The 22,322-nt window shown below is 68.8% G+C and carries 18 protein-coding genes; 9 read left to right on the forward strand and 9 right to left on the reverse strand.

Annotated elements, in window-relative coordinates; all coding sequences use genetic code 11:
- The first annotated feature begins 130 nt into the window (after positions 1-130).
- Complete coding sequence (locus OHA61_RS32030) at positions 131-1,096, forward strand: superoxide dismutase (protein ID WP_406307560.1); 966 nt, start codon at positions 131-133, stop codon at positions 1,094-1,096.
- 71 nt (positions 1,097-1,167) lie between these two features.
- On the opposite strand, the gene OHA61_RS32035 is transcribed toward OHA61_RS32030, so the two are convergent.
- Complete coding sequence (locus OHA61_RS32035; protein WP_324972115.1) at positions 1,168-2,160, reverse strand: PAC2 family protein; 993 nt, start codon at positions 2,158-2,160, stop codon at positions 1,168-1,170.
- Positions 2,161-2,415: 255 nt separating this feature from the next.
- On the opposite strand from OHA61_RS32035, the gene OHA61_RS32040 reads away from it, so the two are divergent.
- The gene (locus OHA61_RS32040) at positions 2,416-3,735 is read left to right on the forward strand and encodes an enolase C-terminal domain-like protein (protein ID WP_406305964.1); all 1,320 of its coding nucleotides are present in this window, start codon (positions 2,416-2,418) and stop codon (positions 3,733-3,735) included.
- On the forward strand, positions 3,732-4,529 hold the full coding sequence (locus OHA61_RS32045) for an SDR family NAD(P)-dependent oxidoreductase (protein ID WP_406305966.1): 798 nt from the start codon (positions 3,732-3,734) through the stop codon (positions 4,527-4,529). The genes OHA61_RS32040 and OHA61_RS32045 overlap by 4 nt, the downstream gene beginning before the upstream one ends.
- Positions 4,530-4,689: 160 nt before the next feature.
- Here the strand turns inward: OHA61_RS32045 and OHA61_RS32050 are convergent, their stop codons facing one another.
- The 5 genes from OHA61_RS32050 to OHA61_RS32070 form a co-directional block, all read right to left on the reverse strand.
- Positions 4,690-5,361 carry a FadR/GntR family transcriptional regulator gene (locus OHA61_RS32050; protein WP_324972122.1) on the reverse strand — a complete coding sequence of 224 codons (672 nt, stop codon included), beginning with the start codon at positions 5,359-5,361 and terminating at the stop codon, positions 4,690-4,692.
- Between the two features lie 101 nt (positions 5,362-5,462).
- Entirely contained in the window at positions 5,463-7,064 is a 1,602-nt protein-coding gene (locus OHA61_RS32055; RefSeq protein WP_324972125.1) for a glycerol-3-phosphate dehydrogenase/oxidase, read from the reverse strand.
- A 6-nt stretch (positions 7,065-7,070) separates the two neighbouring features.
- Positions 7,071-8,606 (reverse strand): glycerol kinase GlpK, encoded by a 1,536-nt coding sequence (gene glpK, locus OHA61_RS32060; protein WP_328679782.1) that lies wholly within the window; start codon positions 8,604-8,606, stop codon positions 7,071-7,073.
- Positions 8,607-8,636: 30 nt separating this feature from the next.
- Complete coding sequence (locus OHA61_RS32065) at positions 8,637-9,425, reverse strand: MIP/aquaporin family protein (RefSeq protein ID WP_406305967.1); 789 nt, start codon at positions 9,423-9,425, stop codon at positions 8,637-8,639.
- A gap of 226 nt (positions 9,426-9,651) precedes the next feature.
- Positions 9,652-10,416, reverse strand: a complete 765-nt coding sequence (locus OHA61_RS32070; protein WP_324972135.1) for an IclR family transcriptional regulator — start codon at positions 10,414-10,416, stop codon at positions 9,652-9,654.
- Positions 10,417-10,656: 240 nt separating this feature from the next.
- On the opposite strand from OHA61_RS32070, the gene metH reads away from it, so the two are divergent.
- The 3 genes from metH (at position 10,657) to OHA61_RS32085 (ending at position 17,067) form a co-directional block, all read left to right on the forward strand.
- Complete coding sequence (gene metH / locus OHA61_RS32075) at positions 10,657-14,169, forward strand: methionine synthase (RefSeq protein ID WP_406305968.1); 3,513 nt, start codon at positions 10,657-10,659, stop codon at positions 14,167-14,169.
- A gap of 96 nt (positions 14,170-14,265) precedes the next feature.
- A complete protein-coding gene (locus OHA61_RS32080; protein WP_406305969.1) occupies positions 14,266-14,967 on the forward strand; it encodes an HAD family hydrolase in 702 nt (233 codons plus the stop codon).
- A 504-nt stretch (positions 14,968-15,471) separates the two neighbouring features.
- Positions 15,472-17,067, forward strand: coding sequence for an ABC transporter substrate-binding protein (locus OHA61_RS32085; protein WP_406305970.1), 1,596 nt, complete (start codon positions 15,472-15,474; stop codon positions 17,065-17,067).
- Positions 17,068-17,153: 86 nt separating this feature from the next.
- Here the strand turns inward: OHA61_RS32085 and OHA61_RS32090 are convergent, their stop codons facing one another.
- A complete protein-coding gene (locus OHA61_RS32090) occupies positions 17,154-17,825 on the reverse strand; it encodes a response regulator transcription factor (RefSeq protein WP_142216181.1) in 672 nt (223 codons plus the stop codon).
- Between the two features lie 13 nt (positions 17,826-17,838).
- On the reverse strand, positions 17,839-18,699 hold the full coding sequence (locus tag OHA61_RS32095; RefSeq protein ID WP_406305971.1) for a RecB family exonuclease: 861 nt from the start codon (positions 18,697-18,699) through the stop codon (positions 17,839-17,841).
- A gap of 120 nt (positions 18,700-18,819) precedes the next feature.
- Here OHA61_RS32095 and OHA61_RS32100 point away from each other — a divergent pair, with 120 nt between their 5' ends.
- The 3 genes from OHA61_RS32100 to OHA61_RS32110 all read left to right on the forward strand — a co-directional run bounded on the left by OHA61_RS32100 (position 18,820) and on the right by OHA61_RS32110 (position 21,843).
- A complete protein-coding gene (locus tag OHA61_RS32100) occupies positions 18,820-20,070 on the forward strand; it encodes a site-2 protease family protein (RefSeq protein WP_361918703.1) in 1,251 nt (416 codons plus the stop codon).
- A gap of 83 nt (positions 20,071-20,153) precedes the next feature.
- Entirely contained in the window at positions 20,154-21,041 is an 888-nt protein-coding gene (locus OHA61_RS32105) for a tRNA (adenine-N1)-methyltransferase (RefSeq protein ID WP_324972158.1), read from the forward strand.
- 226 nt (positions 21,042-21,267) lie between these two features.
- Positions 21,268-21,843 carry a hypothetical protein gene (locus OHA61_RS32110; protein WP_389373105.1) on the forward strand — a complete coding sequence of 192 codons (576 nt, stop codon included), beginning with the start codon at positions 21,268-21,270 and terminating at the stop codon, positions 21,841-21,843.
- A 4-nt stretch (positions 21,844-21,847) separates the two neighbouring features.
- On the opposite strand, the gene OHA61_RS32115 is transcribed toward OHA61_RS32110, so the two are convergent.
- A complete protein-coding gene (locus OHA61_RS32115; protein ID WP_361911027.1) occupies positions 21,848-22,159 on the reverse strand; it encodes a ferredoxin in 312 nt (103 codons plus the stop codon).
- Positions 22,160-22,322: the final 163 nt, after the last annotated feature.

The raw sequence follows: 22,322 nt of genomic DNA on the forward strand, positions 1-22,322 counted from the left end.
AGCTGGTTGGGCAGCCCGTGCATTTCGGCTTGAAGGCGATGTCACGCCGCAATTCGGCCAAACACTGCAGAGTCGTGTGGTGTGTGCTGAGGTGAGAGCGTCTGTGGAACGTGTGTCGGAAGGACGCTCAATGAACGGTCCCTTAGCACGTCGAAGAGTTCTCGGGGCCCTCGCCGCACTCGGCGGCGCGGCTCTGCTCGCCCCTCTCGAAGGGGTGGCGCGCGCGGCCGAATCCACCGGGGCGCGATGGCCCACCCAAATCCCGTTGCCGAATGGCTTTCAGCCCGAGGGCATCACCATTGGAAAGAGTCCCTGCGCCTATTTCGGATCGATAGCGAATGGCGACATCTACCGAGCGAACCTGGCCACGGGCCGTGGACGCGTCATCAGCCAGGGCGGCGGCGCCGCTCACCCCGTCATCGGACTGAAAATCGACCGGCGCGAGCGCCTGCTGTTCCTCAGCGGCGGCCCGAGCCGGGAGATCCGCGTCGCCGATGTCCGGTCGGGGAAGCTGCTGAAGACCTTTACCGTCGGCTCGGCCTCCACCTTCGTCAACGACGTGATCCTCACGCCGGGCGCCGCCTGGTTCACGGATTCGTTCGCACCACAGATCTACCGGCTCCCACTGGACCGGCACGGCGACCCTGGTGACGCGGTGACCACCGTCCCGCTGACCGGCGACTGGCAGCAGGGCCCGAGCTTCACGGCCAACGGCATCGAGCGCACACCGGACGGCAGCGGGCTGCTGTTGGTCAACGCCTTTGCCGGCGGCGGAGGTCTGATGCGCGTCGAACCGCGCACAGGAGTTGCCCGCAGCGTCGACATCGGCGGCACCAAACTCCCCAACGGAGATGGCCTGTTGCTGCTCGGCCGCACGCTCTACGTCGTACAGCAGCAGCAGAACGCCATCGACGTGCTGCTGCTCAACCAGTCCGGCACCCGCGGCACGGCGATCGCGCGTATCACCGACCCGCGCTTCAAGATCCCCACCACGGCTGCCGCCTGGGGCGAGCGGATCTATCTGCCCAACGCCCGCTTCGATGTGGAGCCCACACCCGCTACGACCTACGACGCCGTAGCGGTGGATCAGGTCTGAGCACCTGACGGGAGCGGGGCGGCACCGATGAGGTGCCGCCCCGCTCTCATGTCCCGGCCTCAGTGCCGCACTCAGTCCTCCGACGAATCGTCCTCGTCGCCGGTATCGCCGTCCGCGTCGGCCTCGGGCTCCGCACGGGGCGGCATTGGCGGCCGGGTGCGCCCGCTGGAGGTGTCGCGCAGATAGGAACCGCCCTCGCCGCCGTCGGTCGCATGCCCCGGACCGCCGTCGCGCCGCCGCAGATACCGTTCGAATTCGCGGGCGATCGCCTCGCCCGTGGCCTCGGGAAGCTCCGCGGTGTCCCGCGCCTCCTCCAGCGTCTGGACGTACTCCGCCACTTCGCTGTCCTCGGCGGCCAGTTGGTCCACGCCGAGCTGCCACGCCCGGGCGTCCTCGGCCAGTTCACCCAGCGGGATCCGCAGACCGATCAGGTCCTCCAGGCGGTTGAGCAGCGCCAGCGTCGCCTTGGGATTGGGCGGCTGCGACACATAGTGCGGCACCGCGGCCCACAGGCTCACCGCCGGAACACCCGCGTGGGTGCAGGCCTCCTGGAGAATGCCGACGATCCCGGTCGGACCCTCGTATCTGGTCTCCTCCAGATCCATGGTCCTGGCCAGGTCCGGGTCCGAGGTGATCCCGCTGACCGGCACCGGCCGGGTGTGCGGGGTGTCGCCGAGCAGCGCGCCCAGAATCACCACCATCTCGACGCCCAGCTCATGGGCGAAGCCCAGAATCTCGTTGCAGAACGAGCGCCAGCGCATGGATGGCTCGATGCCGCGTACGAGCACCAGGTCGCGTGGCTTGTCGCCGCCGATGCGGACCACGGAGAGCCGGGTGGTGGGCCAGGTGATCTTCCGTACCCCGCCGTCCAGCCACACCGTGGGTCGGTTGACCTGGAAGTCGTAGTAGTCCTCGGCGTCGAGCGCCGCGAACACCTCGCCCTTCCACTCCCGGTCCAGGTGTGCGACCGCGGTGGAGGCGGCGTCGCCGGCGTCGTTCCAGCCCTCGAACGCGGCCACCATGACCGGGTCGATCAGCTCGGGTACCCCCTCGAGCTCGATCACCCAGTGCCTCCTTCCGAAGTTCCCTTGTCTACGCCCCAACCTTACGGCTTACCTGGTGCCCGGCCGCAGCCCCCGTGCACGGCAGGGTGAACTTCCGCTCTATAGGGCATACGTCGGAGAACCCCCGTACTCACCCCTCGATTCATCCGAGCTGTGCACGAGAATACGGTCCTGGGCCTGGACGGTGGCCCGTGAGCGGCGCTATACATCGGATGACCGGCAGAGGTCCGATGTTCTACCCGCGGGGGTGCGTGTATGAGCCAGACCGTCACCCAGTTCGAGGTTCACGACATCCGCTTCCCCACCTCGCAACAGCTCGACGGCTCCGATGCCATGAACCCCGACCCCGACTATTCCGCCGCCTATGTGGTGATCCGTGCGACCGACGGGGCGGAGGGACACGGCTTCTGCTTCACCATCGGGCGCGGAAACGATGTCACCGCCGCCGCCATCGAGGCGCTTCGCCCCTATGTCGTCGGACGCCCGGCCCCTCGGACCGCAGCCGACCTCGCCGCGCTCCACATCGAGCTGACCCATGACTCGCAGCTGCGCTGGCTCGGCCCGGAGAAGGGCGTGATGCACATGGCGGCCGGCGCGGTCGTCAACGCCGCCTGGGACCTGGCGGCCAAGCGCGCGGGACAGCCCGTCTGGGAGTTCCTCGCCTCGATGAGCCCCGAAGAGCTGGTCTCGCTCGTCGACTTCCGCTATCTCACCGATGTCCTCACCCGCGACGAAGCCCTGGCCATCCTCCGGGCGGCCGAGCCGGGCAGGGCCGAACGGGCCGCGCGGCTGCGCGAACGGGGCTACCCCGCGTACACCACGTCGCCGGGCTGGCTCGGCCACTCCGACGAAAAACTCGTGCGACTCGCCAAGGAGGCCGTCGCCGACGGATTCGGCCAGATCAAGCTGAAGGTCGGCGGGGACATCGACGACGACATCCGGCGTATGAAGCTCGCCCGCGCCGCCGTCGGACCGTCCATACGCATCGCCGTGGACGCCAACCAGTGCTGGGACGTCGGCGATGCGGTGCGCTGGATGACCGCGCTCGCGCCGTACGAACCCCACTGGATCGAGGAACCGACCAGCCCCGACGACATCCTCGGCCATGCCGCCGTACGCGCTGGCCAGCCCGTCAAGGTCGCCACCGGCGAACACGCCGCCAACCGGGTCGTGTTCAAACAGCTGCTCCAGGCAGGGGCCGTCGACTTCGTTCAGATCGACGCCGCCCGCGTCGCCGGCGTCAACGAGAACCTCGCCGTCCTGCTGCTCGCCGCCAAGTACCAGGTCCCCGTCTGCCCGCACGCCGGCGGCGTAGGACTGTGCGAACTCGTCCAGCATCTGGCCATGTTCGACTACGTCGCCGTCTCCGCCAGCTGGGAGGACCGCGTCATCGAGTACGTCGACCACCTGCACGAGCACTTCACCGACCCCGCCGTGATCGACTCCGGACGCTATGTCGCCCCGCGCGCCCCGGGCTTCTCCGCCCGCATGTTCCCCGAGTCGATCGCCGCCCACAGCTATCCGCACGGGCCCCTCTGGCAGGCCCGGCGCGCCACGGAGGAGGTCAACTCATGACGCAGCCGAGGGACTTCGAGTCACTGGCCGCAGTGGTGACCGGCGGTGCATCGGGCATCGGGGCCGCCGTGGCGAGGCTGCTCCTCAGCCGCGGGGCGCGGGTCGCCGTACTCGACCGGGAGATCGCGGGAGTGCCCGGCGGTGTCCTCGCCCTCCAGGCCGACGTGACCGACGACGAGGCCGTACGCCGCGCGGTCGACCGGGCGGCCACGGAGTTCGGCGCGCTGCACACCCTCGTCTCCAACGCCGGTGTCGGCGCCGTCGGAACCGTCGCCGACAACGACGACGAGGAATGGCAGCGCGTCCTCGACATCAATGTCCTCGGCATGGTGCGCGTCGCCCGGCACGCCCTGCCGCATCTGCGCCGCGCGGCCGCCGAGCGCCCGGGCCATGTCTCGATCACCCACACCTGCTCCGTCGCCGCCACCGCCGGGCTGCCCCAGCGTGCCCTCTACAGCGCCGGCAAGGGCGCCGTCCTCTCCCTCACACTCGCCATGGCCGCCGACCATGTGCGCGAGGGAATCCGCGTCAACTGCGTCAACCCCGGCACCACCGACACCCCATGGATCGGCCGCCTGCTCGACCGGGCCGACGACCCCGCCGCCGAACGCGCCGCCCTGGAAGCCCGCCAGCCCACCGGACGCCTGGTCGCGGCGGACGAGGTCGCCGCGGCCATCGTGTATCTCGCCAGCCCTGCCGCGGCCGCCGTCACGGGCACGGCCCTCGCGGTCGACGGCGGACTGCAGGGCCTGCGCCTGCGGCGGGCGTTTCCCCCACCCCGCCCCTTCCCGTAACCGGGGCTCCGCCCCGGACCCCGCTCCTCAAACGCCGGACGGGCTGAATTATTCAGCCCGTCCGGCGTTTGAGGACACGCGCGAAGCGCGTTCGGGGGTCTGGGGGCTTGCCCCCAGTTCGGGAAGGGGCGGGGTGGGGGCAAAGCCCGCCGCAGGCGACCTACAGCGTGGACCTCAGCCACTGCTCCACGCTGGCGATATGCACCGTCGCCCACGACCTCGCCGCCTCCCCGTCCCCCTCCCGCAGCGCCGAAAGAATCGCCCGGTGCTCGTGGAGCGTGCGGCCGACCGCGTCCTCCTGGGTCAGGCCGCGCCACACGCGGGCCCGGGTTGTCGGACCTGAGAGAGAGTCCAGCAGGGAGCACAGCACCGAATTGCCCGACGACCGGACGATTCCGCGGTGGAATTCGAGGTCGGCGGCGACCAGCTCCTCCACCGATGGCTGCGGCCCCAGCGCGTCCAACTGCGCGCTCAGTACGTCCAGTTCGCGCTCGCTGATCCGCGTCGCGGCCATCGCCGTGGCGGCGGGCTCCAGGATGCGGCGTACGGCCAGGAACTCCAGCACGGTGTCGTCCCGGTGGAAGTCCACGACGAAGCTCAGCGCCTCGAGCAGCAACTGCGGGTCCAGGCTGGTGACATACGTGCCGTCGCCCTGCCGCACATCGAGGATGCGGATCAGGGACAGCGCGCGCACCGCCTCACGCAGTGAGTTGCGGGACAGGCCCAGCTCGGCGGCGAGTTCGCTCTCCTTGGGGAGGCGGTCGCCGGGGCGCAGCGCACCCGAGACGATCATTCCCTTGATCTTCTCGATGGCCTCGTCGGTTACGGCCATGGGCCACCTCCATACATCCGATGTATCGGCCTCATTATGCGTCGCCCAGGGAGCATGCGTAAGGGGCGGCCGCCCAAGCGACCGCCCCTTACCAACCTGCGCTACTTGCCGAGCAGATCCTCGACCTTGCTCCGGATCTCGTCCGTCGCGAGACCCCGGATCGTCAGCGTCGTACGACGGCGCAGCACATCGTCGGCCGTCTCGGCCCACTCGTGGTCACGCGCGTACACGACCTGCGCCCAGATCTCCGGAGCGTCCGGGTGGATGCGCTCGGCCAGCGCCGGGTCGTCGTTGGCGAGCCGGGCGATGTCGAAGGAGAGCGAGCCGTAGTGCGTGGCGAGGTGGCGCGCCGTGTCCGCGGCCATCCGCGGGCCCGGCGTACCGCCGTCGACCAGCAGCCGGTGCGCCACCGCGTTCGGGTTGGCGATACCGGGCAGCGGGACCTTCTTCGGCAGCCGCGAGATCGGCTCCATGTCGTCGGCCAGCGGCTGCCCGGGCAGGGCGGCCAGCTTGTTCATCACGGTGCGGCCGATGTGGCGGAAGGTCGTCCACTTGCCGCCGGCCACCGACAGCATGCCGCCGCGGCCCTCGGTGACGACCGTCTCGCGCTTGGCCTTCGAGGTGTTGCCGGGACCGCCGGGGAGCACCCGCAGACCCGCGAAGGAGTACGTGATCAGATCGCGGGACAGCTGCTGGTCGCGGATGGAGAACGCGGCCTCGTCCAGGATCTGCGTGACGTCCTTGTCGTTGACCGCGACGTCCGCCGGATCGCCCTCGTACTCCTCGTCCGTCGTGCCGAGCAGCAGCATGTCCTCCCAAGGGAGGGCGAAGGTGATGCGGTACTTGTCTATCGGGGTCGCGAGCGCGGCCTTCCAGGGCGAGGTGCGCTTGAGCACGAGGTGCGCGCCCTTGGACAGCCGGATGGACGGGGCCGCGTTCGGGTCCTCCATTGTGCGCAGGTGATCGACCCAGGGCCCGGTGGCGTTGAGTACGAGACGCGCGCTGACGCCGAACTCTGTGCCGTCCATGCGGTCCTTGAGCTCCGCGCCCGTGACCCGGCCCCTGGTGAAGCGCAGGCCGGTGACCTCGGCGTGGTTGAGCACGGTGGCGCCTGAGGCGACGGCCGCGCGGACGGTCATCAGCGCCATCCGGGAGTCGTTCATCTGGTCGTCGCCGTACACGGCAACGGCCTTCAGGTTCTCCGTACGCAGTTCGGGAACGTCGCGCTGCGCCTTGGACGCGCTGATGACATGGCCGACGCCGTCACCGAACGCGGAGAGCGCGGAGTAGGCGAAGACGCCCGCGCCGAGCTTCGCCGCGCCGTGCGGTCCGCCCTTGTAGACGGGCAGATAGAAGGTGAGCGGGTTCGCCAGGTGGGGGGCCACCTGGCGGGAGACCGCGCGCCGTTCGAAGTGGTTCTCCGCGACCAGCTTCACCGCGCCGGTCTGCAGATAGCGCAGACCGCCGTGGAGGAGCTTGGAGGAGGCGGATGAGGTGGCGCCGGCGAAGTCGCCGGCGTCCACCAGAGCCACCCGCAGCCCGGACTGCGCCGCATGCCAGGCGGTGGAGATGCCCAGGATGCCGCCGCCGATCACCAGGAGGTCGTATGTCGCCTTGGAAAGGTGCTCCCGAGTCTCGGCGCGGCTCGGAAGGGAGCCGGCCGGGTGCGTCCCCAGGGCAGGGACGCTCTGCAGGGTGGTCATCTCGAATTACTCCTCGTCAGCGTCGTCTTCGAGCCAGCCCATGGTCCGCTCGACGGCCTTGAGCCAGCTCTTGTACTCGCGGTCCCGTTGGGCCGCTTCCATGTGGGGGGTCCACTCGGCGGCCCGGCGCCAGTTGGCGCGCAGCGCGTCGGTGTCCGGCCAGTAGCCGACGGCGAGGCCGGCGGCGTAGGCAGCGCCGAGGCAGGTCGTCTCGGCGACCATCGGGCGCACCACCGGTGCGTCCAGGAAGTCCGAGAGGGTCTGCATCAGCAGGTTGTTGGAGGTCATGCCGCCGTCGACCTTGAGCGCGGTCAGCTCGACGCCGGAGTCCTTGGTCATGGCGTCACTGATCTCGCGGGTCTGCCAGGCGGTGGCCTCGAGCACGGCACGCGCGATGTGCGCCTTGGTGACATAGCGGGTCAGGCCGGCGATCACCCCGCGGGCGTCGTCGCGCCAGTACGGGGCGAACAGTCCGGAGAAGGCCGGTACGAAGTAGGCGCCGCCGTTGTCCTCGACACTCAGCGCGAGAGTCTCGATCTCCGCGGCAGTGCTGATCAGGCCCATCTGGTCGCGCATCCACTGCACCAGCGAACCGGTGACGGCGATGGAACCCTCCAGCGCGTACACGGGGGGCTGGTCGCCGATCCGGTAGCCGACGGTCGTCAGCAGGCCGTTGTACGAGTTGACGGGCTCGTGACCGGTGTTCATCAGCATGAAGGTGCCGGTGCCGTACGTGGACTTGGCCTCGCCCTCGGAGAAACAGGTCTGGCCGAAGAGCGCCGCCTGCTGGTCACCGAGCGCCGAGGCGACCGGCACACCGGCGAGGGCGCCGCCCTTGGCGACTCCGTACACCTCGGCGGAGGAGCGGATCTCCGGCAGCACCGCGGCCGGCACGTCCATCGACTGGAGGATCTTCTCGTCCCAGTCGAGGGTGTGCAGGTTCATCAGCATGGTGCGCGAGGCGTTGGTGACGTCGGTGACGTGGTGGCCGCCGTCGACGCCGCCGGTCAGGTTCCAGATGACCCAGGAGTCCATGGTGCCGAAGAGGATCTCGCCGCGCTCGGCGCGCTCCCGCAGGCCCTCGACGTTGTCGAGCAGCCAGCGGATCTTCGGTCCGGCGAAGTACGAGGCGAGGGGAAGGCCCGTCTCGCGCCGGAAGCGGTCCTGGCCCACGTTGCGGCCGAGCTCCTTGCAGAGCGCGTCGGTACGGGTGTCCTGCCAGACGAGAGCGTTGTGCACCGGCTCGCCGGTGTTCTTGTCCCACAGGACGGTGGTCTCGCGCTGGTTGGTGATGCCGATGGCCTTGACGTCGGCGGAGGTGATGCCCGCCTTCGCGACGGCGCTGTCGACAACCTCCTGGACGTTGGTCCAGATCTCGGCGGCGTTGTGCTCCACCCAGCCCGGCTTCGGGAAGATCTGCTCGTGCTCCTTCTGGTCGACGGAGACGATACGGCCGTCGGTGTCGAAGACGATGCAGCGGCTGGAGGTGGTGCCCTGGTCGATGGCCGCGATGAACGGGCCGGTGGTGTGTGCGTCGGTCACGGGGTGCTCCTGCGAGATCGAAGGGAGGGCTTAGGCGAACGCGAGGTTGTAGATACCCGCCGCGAGGGCTCCGCCGGCCAGCGGTCCGACGACGGGGATCCAGGCGTAGCCCCAGTCCGAGCCGCCCTTGTTGGGCAGCGGAAGCAGGGCGTGCACGATACGCGGGCCCAGGTCGCGGGCGGGGTTGATTGCGTAGCCCGTCGGGCCGCCGAGCGAGAGGCCGATGCCGACCACGGTGAGCGCGACGATCAGTCCGCCGATGACGCCCAGACCCTTGCCGCTGTCGTTGAGGCCCTGTGTGAGTACCGCGAGGACGAGCACCGTGGTGCCGATGATCTCGGTGGCCAGGTTCTGCCACACCACGCGGACCTCCGGTCCGGTGGAGAAGACACCGAGCACCGGGCCGGCCTTCGGCGCGGCCTCTTCGCTGACGAGACCTTCCTCGTGCGGAGGCGCGGAGATGATCTCCGGGTCCGTGAGGTGAGCCTGGAACTGTCCGTAGTACGTGATCCAGACCAGGGCGGCACCGAGCATGGCGCCGACCATCTGTCCGGCGATGTAGACCGGAACATTGCTCCAGTCACTGTCCTTGATCGCGATGCCGACGGTGACAGCCGGGTTCAGGTGGGCGCCGGACAGTGTGCCCGTCATGTAGACCGCGATCAGAACCGCGAAGCCCCACCCGAAGGTGATGGCCAGCCAGCCGGCGTTCTGCGCCTTCGAGCGCTTGAGTACGACTGCGGCGACCACGCCGCCGCCGAGCAGGATGAGAACGGCGGTACCAATGATCTCGCCGATGAAGATGTCGGAGTTGGACACCCGCGACTCCTTTGTCCTTCGGGGGAAGGCGAACCCCGGGTCCCTCCGGTGGTCCGCGCCCTCAGGTGAGGGCGTTCTCGGCTTGGCGTTGCCACACTCTAGCGTGTATTGCCGGTAGGTGTTCGGCAATGCCGACCGATGCACGGCAGTTTTGCCCCAGGGTTAACACGACGTCAAGGGTTGTGTGGCCGAAAATCGGATCGTTATCGATGATGCGACAGAACGGTCAGAATCGCCCTGCGCCGAGATCGCGCGAAACCGAGCGTGCGCAGTCCCGTACTGCCGCGACCAGCTCCGACCGCAACTCGCCCGCGCTGCATACCCGTTCGACCGCACCTGTGATGGCGACAGCCCCGACAGGCATCCGGCGCCGGTCGTGGATGGGGGCGGCGACCGCGGCCACGCCCTCCCAGGTCTCTTCCACATCCGCCGCCCAGCCCCGGGCCCGGGTGTGGTCGAGCACCAGCTCGAACTCCTCCACGCCGGTCACCGTCCGCGGGGTGAAGCTCTTGCGCTCCACCTCCATGACCTCGGTGTGGGCCACCGGGTCGAACGCCGAGAGCACCTTGCCCAGCGCGGTGGAGTGCAGCGGCTGCATGGCCCCCACCTCCAGCACCTGGCGGCTGTCGTCGGGCCTGAAAACGTGGTGCACGATGAGCACGCCGTGCTGGTGCAGCACCCCGAGATGGACGCTCTCGCCGCTGGAACGCGCCAGGTCGTCCGTCCAGACCAGAGCGCGGGCACGCAGCTCGTGGACGTCCAGATAGCTGTTGCCGAGCCTGAGCAGCTCGGCCCCCAGCTGGTAGCGGCCGGATGCCGCGTCCTGTTCGACGAAGCCCTCGGCCTGCAGCGTGCGCAGAATGCCATGGGCGGTGCCCTTGGCAAGATCGAGCGAGGAAGCGATGTCCGACAGGCCCAGTCGGCGTTCCCCGCCCGCGAGCAGTCGCAGCATCGCCGCCGCCCGCTCGAGTGACTGGATGTTTTTCGCCATCGCTCGGCCCTTCTCACTGCGGTTCGACAATGCTGAACACTATCGGTCGATGCCGACCTTGGTCACCACAGAGTGAATCCTTCGCGGCCGAAAGGCCATTTTGGTGCGGCGAGGACATGATGCTGTCCCGTCCCGTGGGACGGCCACGCCCTGTTTCGGCAGGCACGGCTAGGCTGGCTCCGTGCGCCTTCCACCGGAGGGCGCAAAGCCGACAGCCGTCGCATCCCAGGGAGCACATCCATGGCCTCGCTGCCGACCCCTTCCGCTGACAGCCGGACCCGAATCGACGCCCTTCGCGAAGCGCTCGCCACCCGAGTGGTCGTAGCCGACGGGGCGATGGGCACGATGCTCCAGGCCCAGGACCCGACACTCGAGGACTTCGAGAACCTCGAAGGCTGCAACGAAATCCTGAATGTGACCCGCCCGGACATCGTCCGGTCCGTCCATTCGGCCTATTTCGAGGTCGGCGTCGACTGCGTCGAGACGAACACCTTCGGTGCGAACCTCGCGGCCCTCGGCGAGTACGACATCCCCGAGCGGGTCTTCGAGCTCTCCGAGTCCGGCGCGCGGATCGCACGCGAGGCCGCCGACGAGTTCACGGCGTCCACCGGGCAGCAGCGCTGGGTGCTGGGCTCGATGGGACCGGGCACCAAGCTGCCGACCCTGGGACACGCCCCGTACGTGAAGCTGCGCGACGCCTACCAGCAGAACGCCGAAGGCATGATCGCGGGCGGCGCCGACGCCCTCCTGGTGGAGACCACCCAGGACCTGCTCCAGACCAAGGCCGCCGTCCTGGGCGCCCGCCGCGCCCTGGAGGCGACCGGCACCAACCTCCCCCTCATCTGCTCCGTGACCGTCGAGACGACCGGCACGATGCTGCTTGGCTCGGAGATCGGCGCGGCGCTGACGGCGCTGGAGCCGCTGGGCATCGACATGATCGGCCTGAACTGCGCCACCGGCCCGGCCGAGATGAGCGAGCACCTGCGCTACCTCGCCCGGCACTCCCGCATCCCGCTGTCCTGCATGCCGAACGCGGGCCTGCCGGTGCTCGGCAAGAACGGCGCGCACTACCCCCTGTCGGCGGGCGAGCTGGCCGACGCGCAGGAGACCTTCGTACGCGAATACGGCCTCTCCCTGGTTGGCGGCTGCTGCGGTACGACCCCGGAGCATCTGCGTCAGGTCGTCGAGCGCGTACGCGATCTCGCGCCCACCGAGCGCGAGCCGCACCCCGAGCCGGGCGCCGCGTCCCTCTACCAGACCGTGCCGTTCCGCCAGGACACCTCCTTCATGGCCATCGGCGAGCGGACGAACGCCAACGGGTCCAAGAAGTTCCGCGAGGCCATGCTGGACGGCCGCTGGGACGACTGCGTGGAGATGGCCAGGGACCAGATCCGCGAGGGCGCGCACATGCTCGACCTCTGCGTCGACTACGTGGGCCGGGACGGCGTCGCCGACATGGAGGAACTGGCCGGCCGTTTCGCCACCGCGTCCACGCTCCCCATCGTGCTCGACTCCACCGAAGTCGACGTCCTTCGGGCCGGGTTGGAGAAGCTGGGCGGCCGCGCGGTCCTCAACTCCGTCAACTACGAGGACGGGGACGGGCCCGAGTCGCGGTTCGCGAAGGTCACCGGGCTCGCGGCCGAGCACGGCGCCGCGCTCATCGCGCTCACCATCGACGAAGAGGGCCAGGCCCGTACGGTCGAGAACAAGGTCGCCATCGCCGAGCGGCTCATCGACGACCTGACCGGCAACTGGGGCGTGCACGAGTGCGACATCCTCATCGACACGCTGACCTTCACGATCTGCACCGGCCAGGAGGAGTCCCGCAAGGACGGCATCGCCACCATCGAGGCGATCCGTGAGCTCAAGCGTCGCCGCCCCGATGTGCAGACCACGCTGGGTCTGTCGAACATCTCCTTCGGCCTGAACCCGGCCGCCCGGGTCGTCCTCAACTCCGTGTTCCTCGACGAGTGCGTCAAGGCAGGCCTCGACTCGGCCATCGTGCACGCATCTAAGATCCTTCCCATCGCGCGTCTCGAGGAGGAGCAGGTCAAGGTCGCCCTGGACCTGATCTACGACCGCCGCAGCGAGGGCTACGACCCCCTGCAGAAGCTCATGGAGCTCTTCGAGGGCGTCAACATGAAGTCGATGAAGGCGGGCAAGGCCGAGGAGCTCCTCGCCCTGCCGCTGGACGAGCGCCTGGCACGCCGCATCATCGACGGCGAGAAGAACGGCCTGGAGGCCGACCTCGACGAGGCGCTCCAGACCCGCCCCGCCCTCGACATCGTCAACGAGACGCTGCTGGACGGCATGAAGGTCGTCGGTGAGCTCTTCGGCTCCGGCCAGATGCAGCTGCCGTTCGTCCTGCAGTCCGCCGAGGTCATGAAGAACGCGGTCGCCTACCTCGAACCGCACATGGAGAAGTCCGACGCGGAGGGCAAGGGCACCATCGTCCTCGCGACCGTCCGCGGCGACGTCCACGACATCGGCAAGAACCTCGTCGACATCATCCTCTCCAACAACGGCTACAACGTCGTCAACCTGGGCATCAAGCAGCCGGTCTCGGCGATCCTGGAGGCGGCCGAAGAGCACCGCGCCGATGTGATCGGCATGTCCGGCCTGCTGGTGAAGTCCACGGTGATCATGAAGGAGAACCTGGAGGAGCTCAACCAGCGCAAGATGGCCGCCGACTACCCGGTCATCCTCGGCGGAGCGGCGCTGACCAGGGCGTATGTCGAGCAGGACCTGCATGAGATCTACGAGGGCGAGGTTCGCTACGCGCGCGACGCCTTCGAGGGGCTGCGTCTGATGGACGCGCTGATCGCGGTCAAGCGCGGCGTCCCCGGGGCGGCCCTGCCCGAGCTCAAGCAGCGCCGCGTGCGCGCCACGACGAACGCCGTGGTCGAGGAGCGCCCGGAAGAGGGCGCCGTGCGCTCCGACGTCGCCATCGACAACCCGGTCCCCGAGCCGCCGTTCTGGGGCACCCGGGTGATCAAGGGCATCCAGCTCAAGGAGTACGCGTCCTGGCTGGACGAGGGCGCGCTGTTCAAGGGCCAGTGGGGCCTCAAGCAGGCCCGCGCCGGCGACGGACCGACCTACGAGGAGCTCGTCGAGACCGAGGGACGGCCGCGGCTGCGTGGCTGGCTGGACCAGCTGCACACCCGGAACCTGCTGGAGGCGGCCGTCGTCTACGGCTACTTTCCGTGCGTGTCCAAGGGCGACGACCTGATCCTGCTGAACGAGGACGGCTCCGAGCGCACCCGCTTCTCCTTCCCCCGCCAGCGTCGCGGCCGCCGCCTGTGCCTCGCCGACTTCTTCCGGCCCGAGGAGTCCGGCGAGCGGGACGTCGTGGGGCTTCAGGTCGTCACCGTCGGCTCGAAGATCGGTGAAGCCACGGCAGAGCTCTTCGAGTCGGACTCGTACCGCGACTACCTCGAACTGCACGGCCTGTCCGTCCAGTTGGCGGAGGCGCTGGCCGAGTACTGGCACGCCCGGGTGCGTGCCGAGCTCGGCTTCGGCGGCGAGGACCCGGCCGATGTGGAGGACATGTTCGCCCTGAAGTACCGGGGTGCGCGCTTCTCGCTCGGTTACGGAGCGTGCCCGGACCTGGAGGACCGGGCGAAGATCGCCGAGCTGCTGGAGCCCGAGCGGATCGGCGTCCAGCTCTCGGAGGAGTTCCAGCTCCACCCCGAGCAGTCCACCGACGCGATCGTGATCCACCACCCCGAGGCGAAGTACTTCAACGCACGTTAGCCGCCCGAGACGTAGACTTGTCGGTCCAGTGCAGGCCGGTTGCCTTCCCCACTTGGGAGGCGGCCGGCCTTCTCGTCCCTAGTGGAGGTGTGCCGGATGACCAGTACGGTCCCCGCGTCCCTGACCCGTTCGGCGGAAGGCTCTGCCCTTCAGGCCGTGTTTCTCGACATGGACGGCACCCTTGTGGACACCGAAGGCTTCTGGTGGGACGCGGAGGTGGACGTCTTCGCCGACCTCGGCCACGATCTCGACGAGGCATGGCGGGATGTGGTGGTCGGCGGCCCCATGACGCGCAGTGCCGCGTACCTCATCGAGGCGACCGGCGCGGTCATCACGCTCGCCGAGCTGACTGTGCTGCTCAACGATCGCTTCGAGGACCGGATCGGGCGCGGCGTGCCCATGATGCCGGGCGCCGAACGGCTGCTGGCCGAGCTGGCCAGGCACAATGTGCCCACCGCGCTGGTCTCCGCCTCCCACCGCCGCATCATCGACCGCGTCCTCGCCTCACTCGGCCCGCACAACTTCGCACTGTCGGTAGCGGGCGACGAGGTGCCGCGCACGAAGCCGCACCCCGACCCCTATCTGCTGGCCGCGCGCGGACTGCGGGCCGTGCCCGCGAGATGCGCGGTCATCGAGGACACAGCCACCGGTGTCGCCTCCGCCGAGGCCGCGGGCTGCCGGGTGGTGGCCGTGCCGTCCGTGCACCCGATCGCGCCTGCCGACGGGCGTCTGGTCGTACGGTCGCTCGAAGAAGTGGACCTTGGATTTCTGCGCACGCTCATCACCACGATGAACTGATGCATGTACTGTCCGTGTTTCTCGAATGCAGTGGAAACTCTGGGCAGCCGAGCATGCCTTTTCCGTGACGAGGGCGGACGGTTATCCGGTGCCGTTGGTGCAGAATTCACGGCGTGACGTTCGTCACTGTGAGTGGCCTGGGTGATGTTGGTCCGGACCACTCCATACCCCTTCCGCGGGTGCGGGACGCGCCATTGTGTCCGCATTGGTGGAGATGTATACGAATCGTTCCACCGTGGGGGCATCCACTCACAGGCATAACCGATCACTGAGCGAATACGCCCCCAACTCGGGCCCGGTCACGCTTTCCTGGCGTTGCCGACTAATCTCGTCGCGAGAACTTCGTCGCATCATCGATGTGTCTCGGCGCCACCCAGTCATGGGGAACTCAGTGCCGATCGCTCTGTTTCCCCGACCCGGTCGCACCGCTCCGAACGGGTGGCCGCGACCAAGGCTCCCGAAGACATCGCTGTATCCCAGTGCCGGATGAGGAGAACGTCCAGGATGAACCGTAAGACTTTGGTGCTGCCGGCCTTGGTCGGCCTGCTCGCGCCAGTGCTTGTCGCCTGCGGCGGGGCGAAAGGCGGGTCCGGCGGGGGTGACGCCATCGTCGTGGGCACCACGGACCAGTTCATCGCCACCAAGGACGCGCCCGCGCCGCTCGACCCGGCCTACGCCTACGACACCGGTTCGTGGAGCGTGCTGCGGCAGACCGTCCAGACGCTGATGCACGCCCCGCGCGGCGGCGGCGCGCCGGTGCCCGAAGCGGCCCAGTCGTGCGACTTCACGGACAAGGTCAGCGAGAGCTACCGCTGCAAGCTGCGCAGCGGGCTGAAGTTCGCCGACGGCAGTGCCATCACCGCCGAGGACGTGAAGTTCTCCATCCAGCGTGTCCTGGACATCAACGCCGACAGTGGAGTGGCCTCCCTCCTCGCGAATATCGACACGATCGAAGCCAACGGCGACGAGGTGGTCTTCCACCTCGCCACGCCGGACGCGACCTTCCCGTACAAGCTGTCGACGCCCGTTGCCGCCATCGTCAGCAAGGAGAAGTACGAGGGCAAGAAGCTCCGCGAGGGCTTCCAGCTCGACGGCTCCGGCCCGTACACCATGAAGGCCGAGACCAAGGACGGCCACGTCGCCAAGGTCACCTTCAACAAGAACCCCAACTACACGGGTGACATCAAGCTCCGCAACGACAAGGTTGAGCTGCGGTCCTTCGCCGACTCCGACGCGATGGGCAAGGCGCTCGAGTCCGGCGACATCGACATGATGACCAGGGCGATGTCGCCCGAGCAGATCAAGAGCATGTCCGAGAGCCCGAAGGAAGGCATCGAGCTCACCGAGATGCCGGGCCTGGAGATCCGCTACCTGGCCTTCAACACCAACGACCCGTCGGTGAAGGAGAAGGCCGTCCGGCAGGCCATGGCCGCTGTCGTCGACCGTGGCCACATCGCGGGCAAGGTGTACGGCTCCACCGCCGAGCCGCTCTACTCGCTCATCCCGGCGAGCATCGGGGCGCACACCAACTCCTTCTACAACAAGTACGGCGAGCCGAGCCAGAAGAAGGCCGCGGAGCTGCTGCGCAAGGCCGACATCACCACCCCGGTGAAGCTGAAGCTCCACTACACGACCGACCACTACGGCGCCGGTACGGCCAAGGAGTTCGAGGCGCTCAAGCAGCAGCTGAACGCCACCAAGCTCTTCGACGTCACCGTCGAGGGCACCGAGTGGTCGAAGTTCGTCCCCGCCCAGAAGCGCGGTGAGTACGCGGTCTACGGAATGGGCTGGTTCCCCGACTTCCCGGACCCGGACAGCTTCATCGCGCCGTTCCTGGACAAGGGCAACTTCCTCAACACCCCGTACGTGAGCACCGAGGCGCGGGAACTCATCCCGCAGTCGCGGAAGGCCGCCGACCGCACCTCCGCGTCCCAGGCCTTCACGCAGATACAGGAGATCGTCGCCAACGACGTGCCTTTCCTGCCGCTGTGGCAGGGCAAGCAGTACGTGGCGGCCCGCACCGGCGTCACCGGCGTCGAGCGCGTGGTCAACTCCAGCTCGGACCTGCAGCTGTGGGAGCTGGGCCGCGGCACCGGGTGACCGTTCCTGAACAACCGGGCGGCGGCGGGCTGATGCCCGCCGCCGCTCGCTGTGTTGCGTAGAGATACCGCGATACCGCGCGAGAACTACTGCGCGCCGGGGCGCACCAGACCGCTCTCGTACGCGTACACCGCGGCCTGTACCCGGTCCCGCAGGCCCAGCTTCGTCAGCACATGGCCGACATGCGTCTTGACGGTCGTCTCACTGACGAAAAGATCCGCCGCGATCTCGGCATTGGACAGCCCCCGCGCGACCAGCTTGAGCACCTCCACCTCGCGCTCGGTCAGGGTGTGCAGCGTGTCCGGGACCGGCTCCTCGCCCGAGGGCAGATGGTCCGCGTACTTGTCGAGAAGCCTGCGGGTGATGCTCGGCGCGAGCATCGCCTCGCCCGCCGCGACCACCCGGATCGCCTGGACCAGCTCATTGGCGGGCGCGTCCTTCAGCAGGAAGCCGCTCGCCCCCGCCCGCAGCGCCTCCACCACGTACTCATCGAGGTCGAAGGTGGTCAGCACCAGCACCTTCGCCGGGCCGTCCCGTCCGGGGCCGGTGATCTGACGGGTCGCCTCGACACCGTCCATGCGGGGCATCCGGATGTCCATCAGCACCACATCGGGCTGCAGCGCACGCACCTGGTCGAGGGCCTGCAGACCGTCCCCGGCCTCGCCGACCACCGCGATGTCCTGCTCCGCCTCCAGGATCATCCGGAAGCCGGTGCGCAGCAGCGGTTGGTCGTCGACCAGTAGGACGCGGATAGCCACGGGTACTCCTTAGTTAGACCGGGCCCATTCTGCCCTGACCATCCTCTGCCGAAGCGGTCGGGGAGATGCTCAGCGGATATACCGGGGGAGTGCCGCCGAATTCCGGACAGACCGCCTGGTGGTCGCACCAGCCGCACAGCTTCGTCGGCCGCGGCCGCCAGTCGCCCGTCTCGGTGGCCAGCCTGATCGCGTCCCAGAGCGCAAGCAGCTTGCGCTCCACGCGCTCCAGGTCCGCCGGGGCCGGGTCGTACGTCAGCACCTCTCCGCTGCCCAGATAGACGAGCTGGAGGCGGCGGGGCACCACGTTCTTCAGCCGCCAGATCACCAGGGCGTAGAACTTCATCTGGAACAGCGCGCCCTCGCTGTACTCGGGACGCGGGGCCTTGCCCGTCTTGTAGTCGACGATCCGGACCTCGCCAGTGGGAGCCACATCGACCCGGTCGATGACACCGCGCAGCCGCAGCCCCGACTCCAGCTCCGTCTCGACGAACAGCTCCCGCTCCGCCGGCTCCAGACGGGTCGGGTCCTCCAGCGAGAACCACCGCTCCACCAACTGCTCCGCCTCGGCGAGCCAGCCGGCCAGCCGCTCGCCCTCGGAGTCCTGAGCGAACAGCTCGGCCAGCTCCGGCTTTGTCTCCAGCAGCCGGTCCCACTGACCCGGGATCAGGGCCTTGGCACGCGGAGCCGTCCGCTCCGCGGCCGGCGCGTCGAAGAGCCGCTCCAGCACCGCATGCACCAGCGTCCCGCGGGTAGCCGCCTCGCTGGGCTTCTCCGGCAGCTTGTCGATCACCCGGAACCGGTACAGCAGGGGACACTGCATGAAGTCGCTCGCACGCGAGGGCGACAGCGATGTGGGCTGCTGACTCGTACTCATGACGCAGACCCTACGGCCCGCCACTGACAGCGAGCGGAATACCATCGACGTCAGACCCTCGAAACTGCATGATCGAACGAGCGAAGCATTCGCGGCACATTCGCGACAAAAAGGGGACCCGTGGACGAGGACGACACGAGCGGCGAGCGTGAGCGGGCGCAGTCCGGTGCGGGAGGAACGGACCCCGAGGGCAGCAAGCCGCGGCGTTCGGACGGCCCCGGTGGTGGCATTCTCATGGGCCGTCCCTTCGGTGTGCCCGTCTATGTCGCCCCGAGCTGGTTCATCGTCGCCGCGCTCATCACCTGGGTCTTCGGTGGTCAGCTCGACCGTGTGCTCCCCGAGCTCGGCGGCACGCGCTATCTCGTCTCGCTGTTCTTCGCGGTCGCCTTCTACGCCTCCGTACTGGTCCACGAACTCGCCCACACCGTCGCAGCGCTGCGCTTCAAACTGCCGGTACGCCGTATCCAGCTGCAGTTCTTCGGCGGTGTGTCCGAAATCGAGAAGGAGTCCGAGACGCCGGGCCGCGAGTTCGTCCTGGCCTTCGTCGGACCGCTGCTCTCCCTCGTCCTGGCCGGTCTCTTCTACCTCGGGATGCAGGCTGTCGAGCCCGGTACGGTCCCCGGCGTGCTGCTCGCCGGGCTGATGATCTCCAACCTGATCGTCGCCGCGTTCAATCTGCTGCCCGGTCTGCCGCTCGACGGCGGCCGTATGCTGCGCGCCGTCGTATGGAAGATCACCGGCAAGCCGATGTCGGGCACCGTCGCCGCGGCCTGGGTGGGCCGGGCGCTCGCCGTCGCGGTCCTCATCGGCCTGCCGCTCCTCACGCACACCGGCGCCCTCGGCAATGCCACCGAGGACATCGGCGGCATGGAGACGGTCACTGACGCGCTGCTCGCCGCGATCCTCGCCGCGATCATCTGGACCGGGGCGGGCAACAGCCTGCGCATGGCCCGGCTGCGCGAACACCTCCCCGAACTCGAAGCCCGGACACTCACCAGGCGCGCCGTCCCGGTCGAGTCCGACACCCCGCTCTCCGAGGCCCTGCGCCGCGCCAACGAGGCGGGCGCCCGCGCGCTGGTCGTCGTCGACGGCCACGGTGACCCGACGGCCCTGGTCCGTGAGACGGCCATCGTCGGCGTCCCGGAACACCGCCGCCCCTGGGTCGCGGTCAGCGGCCTCGCCCAGGAGCTCACCGACGGCATGAAGGTCTCGGCGGAGCTGGCCGGCGAGGCGCTCCTGGACAAGCTCCGGGCCTCTCCGGCGACGGAGTACCTGGTGGTCGAGGAGTCGGGCGAGATCTACGGCGTCCTGTCCACGGCGGACGTCGAGCGCGCCTTCGTCGCCGCGATGGCCCGGCCCGCGTCTTCCTAAGGGCTCGGTTCGCCTCCGGGGCGCCGGGCCCGCCGGGTCTCGCCGTGGTGAACGGGTCCGTTCCGGGCCGGTAGGCTGGTCACATGTCCGAACCGACCGGTGCCGCCCGCCGACGCGGGCCCTTCAAGGTCGGGGACCAGGTCCAGCTCACCGACCCCAAGGGACGCCACTACACGTTCACGCTCGAGGCCGGGAAGAATTTCCACACCCACAAGGGTTCCTTCCCCCACGACGAGCTGATCGGAGCTCCCGAGGGCAGTGTTGTCCGTACCACGGGAAACGTCGCCTACCTCGCGCTGCGCCCCCTGCTCCCCGACTATGTCCTGTCCATGCCCCGCGGCGCCGCCGTGGTCTACCCCAAGGACGCGGGGCAGATCCTGGCCTTCGCCGACATCTTCGCCGGCGCCCGCGTCGTCGAGGCGGGCGTGGGCTCCGGCTCGCTCAGCGCCTTCCTGCTGCGAGCCATCGGCGACCACGGCATGCTGCACTCCTACGAGCGCCGCCAGGACTTCGCCGAGATCGCCCAGCAGAATGTGGAGCGCTACTTCGGCGGCCCGCACCCCGCCTGGCAGCTCACCGTGGGCGATCTTCAGGACAACCTGACCGACGCCGACGTCGACCGCGTGATCCTGGACATGCTCGCCCCGTGGGAGTGCCTGGAGGCCGTCTCCAAGGCCCTCGTCCCCGGCGGCATCCTTTGCTGCTACGTCGCGACCACCACCCAGCTCGCGCGCACCGTCGAGTCCATCCGCGAAATCGGCTGCTTCGCCGAGCCTCAGCCCTGGGAGTCGATGATCCGCAACTGGCATGTCGAAGGCCTGGCCGTCCGCCCGGACCACCGGATGATCGGCCACACCGGATTCCTCGTCACGGCCCGCCGTCTCGCGGACGGTGTGGAGCCCCCGATGCGACGCCGCCGCCCCGCCAAGGGCGCGTACGGCGACGACTACGAAGGCCCCAACAAGGGCTGACGGAACGCCCCAAAACGGGCTGACGCCCGCACAACGTACTGACGCCGCCGCCGAGTTCCCCAGGAATCCTGGGGAACTCGGCGGCGGCGTCTTCGTGTTGACCGCTTTCCCGACCTACACACTTTCTTGACCTACACACTCGGACCCCGCTGTTCCGCACCCGCTGTGACGTATGGCACGATGCAGGCCATCCCCGCCGGTTCCGCCTTCTCAGGAGACATCCCGCGTGCAGACCTCCGCCGTCCCGGACCTCGCGCACACGCACGCCCGCCCGGTGCACTGGCTCGCCACCGCGACCGCGATGGCCGGGGTCGTGGCCGCCGCCGGACTGCTGCAGCCCACGGCCCAGGCCGCTCCCCAGGCAGGCCCGCAGAACACCGGAACGGCCGCTGCGCCGGCCCCCGCGCCCGATCCGGCCGGAGTGCGGCTCCCGCTGGAGTGCGGCGGCGCGAAAAGCGTGGTGACCAAGAAAGCCTCGGGCGACCTGGACGGCGACGGCAGCCTCGAAACCGTGGCGGTGGCCCGCTGCGACGCGGGCTCCGGCACCCCGCCGAGCGGCGTCTACGTACTGACCCAGGGCAGGGGTACGGGCCCGCGCGTCGTCGCGACCCTCGTGGAGCCCGCACAGAAGCTCAGCGTCAAGGACTTCGCCGTACGTGACGGTGCGATTACAGCCACCTTGCTCGGCTACTCCTCGCCGGACGTGCCGAGCTGCTGCCCCGACCAGCTCGAGAAGGTCAAGTGGCAGTGGCAGGGCGGGAAGTTCGTCCGTACCGCCCAGCCCGAAGCACGCAGTATGTGATCCGTCACTCTGCGTCGGGCCCGAAGACCTCGACCCTGTCCGAAACGCGGCGGACATGGATGCAATCGCCCGGGCACTCCTTGGCGGAGTCCACGACATCGCTCAGCAGCGGCAGCGGCACGGGCGTTGTGGCGCCCGGGTTCTGGAGCAGTTCGTCGTCGGTGCTCTTCACGTAGGCGAGCCCGTCGATGTCCAGCTCGAAGACCTCGGGGGCGTACTGCACGCAGATCCCGTCTCCGGTACAGAGGTCCTGGTCGATCCAGACCTCAAGGGCCTCGCCGACGGCTTCCGTGGGGACCTCGTGCTGCACGGTCATCTCTCCTGCCGTTTCCTTCGCCGGGTGTAGCAAAATGAAGCAAGTCGCGCCAGCCCTGACGGGTGTTGAACACTTCGACGATACCTCCGCCCGCTTTCCGATGTTGATGGGTGGGTATTCACCTGGCGTGAGGGAGAGCGCAAGGGTGAAGATCGGACACACC

This window comes from Streptomyces sp. NBC_00885, assembly GCF_045207475.1.
GTDB lineage: Bacteria > Actinomycetota > Actinomycetes > Streptomycetales > Streptomycetaceae > Streptomyces.

What these genes read in the sequence shown, in the direction of transcription:
- OHA61_RS32095 (WP_406305971.1), bottom strand. Translation starts at nt 18,699, where the DNA reads ATGAGTACGAGTCAGCAGCCCACATCGCTGTCGCCCTCGCGTGCGAGC.
- OHA61_RS32115 (WP_361911027.1), bottom strand. Translation starts at nt 22,159, where the DNA reads ATGACCGTGCAGCACGAGGTCCCCACGGAAGCCGTCGGCGAGGCCCTT.
- OHA61_RS32030 (WP_406307560.1), top strand. Translation starts at nt 131, where the DNA reads ATGAACGGTCCCTTAGCACGTCGAAGAGTTCTCGGGGCCCTCGCCGCA.
- OHA61_RS32080 (WP_406305969.1), top strand. Translation starts at nt 14,266, where the DNA reads ATGACCAGTACGGTCCCCGCGTCCCTGACCCGTTCGGCGGAAGGCTCT.
- OHA61_RS32050 (WP_324972122.1), bottom strand. Translation starts at nt 5,361, where the DNA reads ATGGCCGTAACCGACGAGGCCATCGAGAAGATCAAGGGAATGATCGTC.
- OHA61_RS32040 (WP_406305964.1), top strand. Translation starts at nt 2,416, where the DNA reads ATGAGCCAGACCGTCACCCAGTTCGAGGTTCACGACATCCGCTTCCCC.
- OHA61_RS32070 (WP_324972135.1), bottom strand. Translation starts at nt 10,416, where the DNA reads ATGGCGAAAAACATCCAGTCACTCGAGCGGGCGGCGGCGATGCTGCGA.
- OHA61_RS32085 (WP_406305970.1), top strand. Translation starts at nt 15,472, where the DNA reads ATGAACCGTAAGACTTTGGTGCTGCCGGCCTTGGTCGGCCTGCTCGCG.
- OHA61_RS32055 (WP_324972125.1), bottom strand. Translation starts at nt 7,064, where the DNA reads ATGACCACCCTGCAGAGCGTCCCTGCCCTGGGGACGCACCCGGCCGGC.
- OHA61_RS32045 (WP_406305966.1), top strand. Translation starts at nt 3,732, where the DNA reads ATGACGCAGCCGAGGGACTTCGAGTCACTGGCCGCAGTGGTGACCGGC.
- OHA61_RS32105 (WP_324972158.1), top strand. Translation starts at nt 20,154, where the DNA reads ATGTCCGAACCGACCGGTGCCGCCCGCCGACGCGGGCCCTTCAAGGTC.
- metH (WP_406305968.1), top strand. Translation starts at nt 10,657, where the DNA reads ATGGCCTCGCTGCCGACCCCTTCCGCTGACAGCCGGACCCGAATCGAC.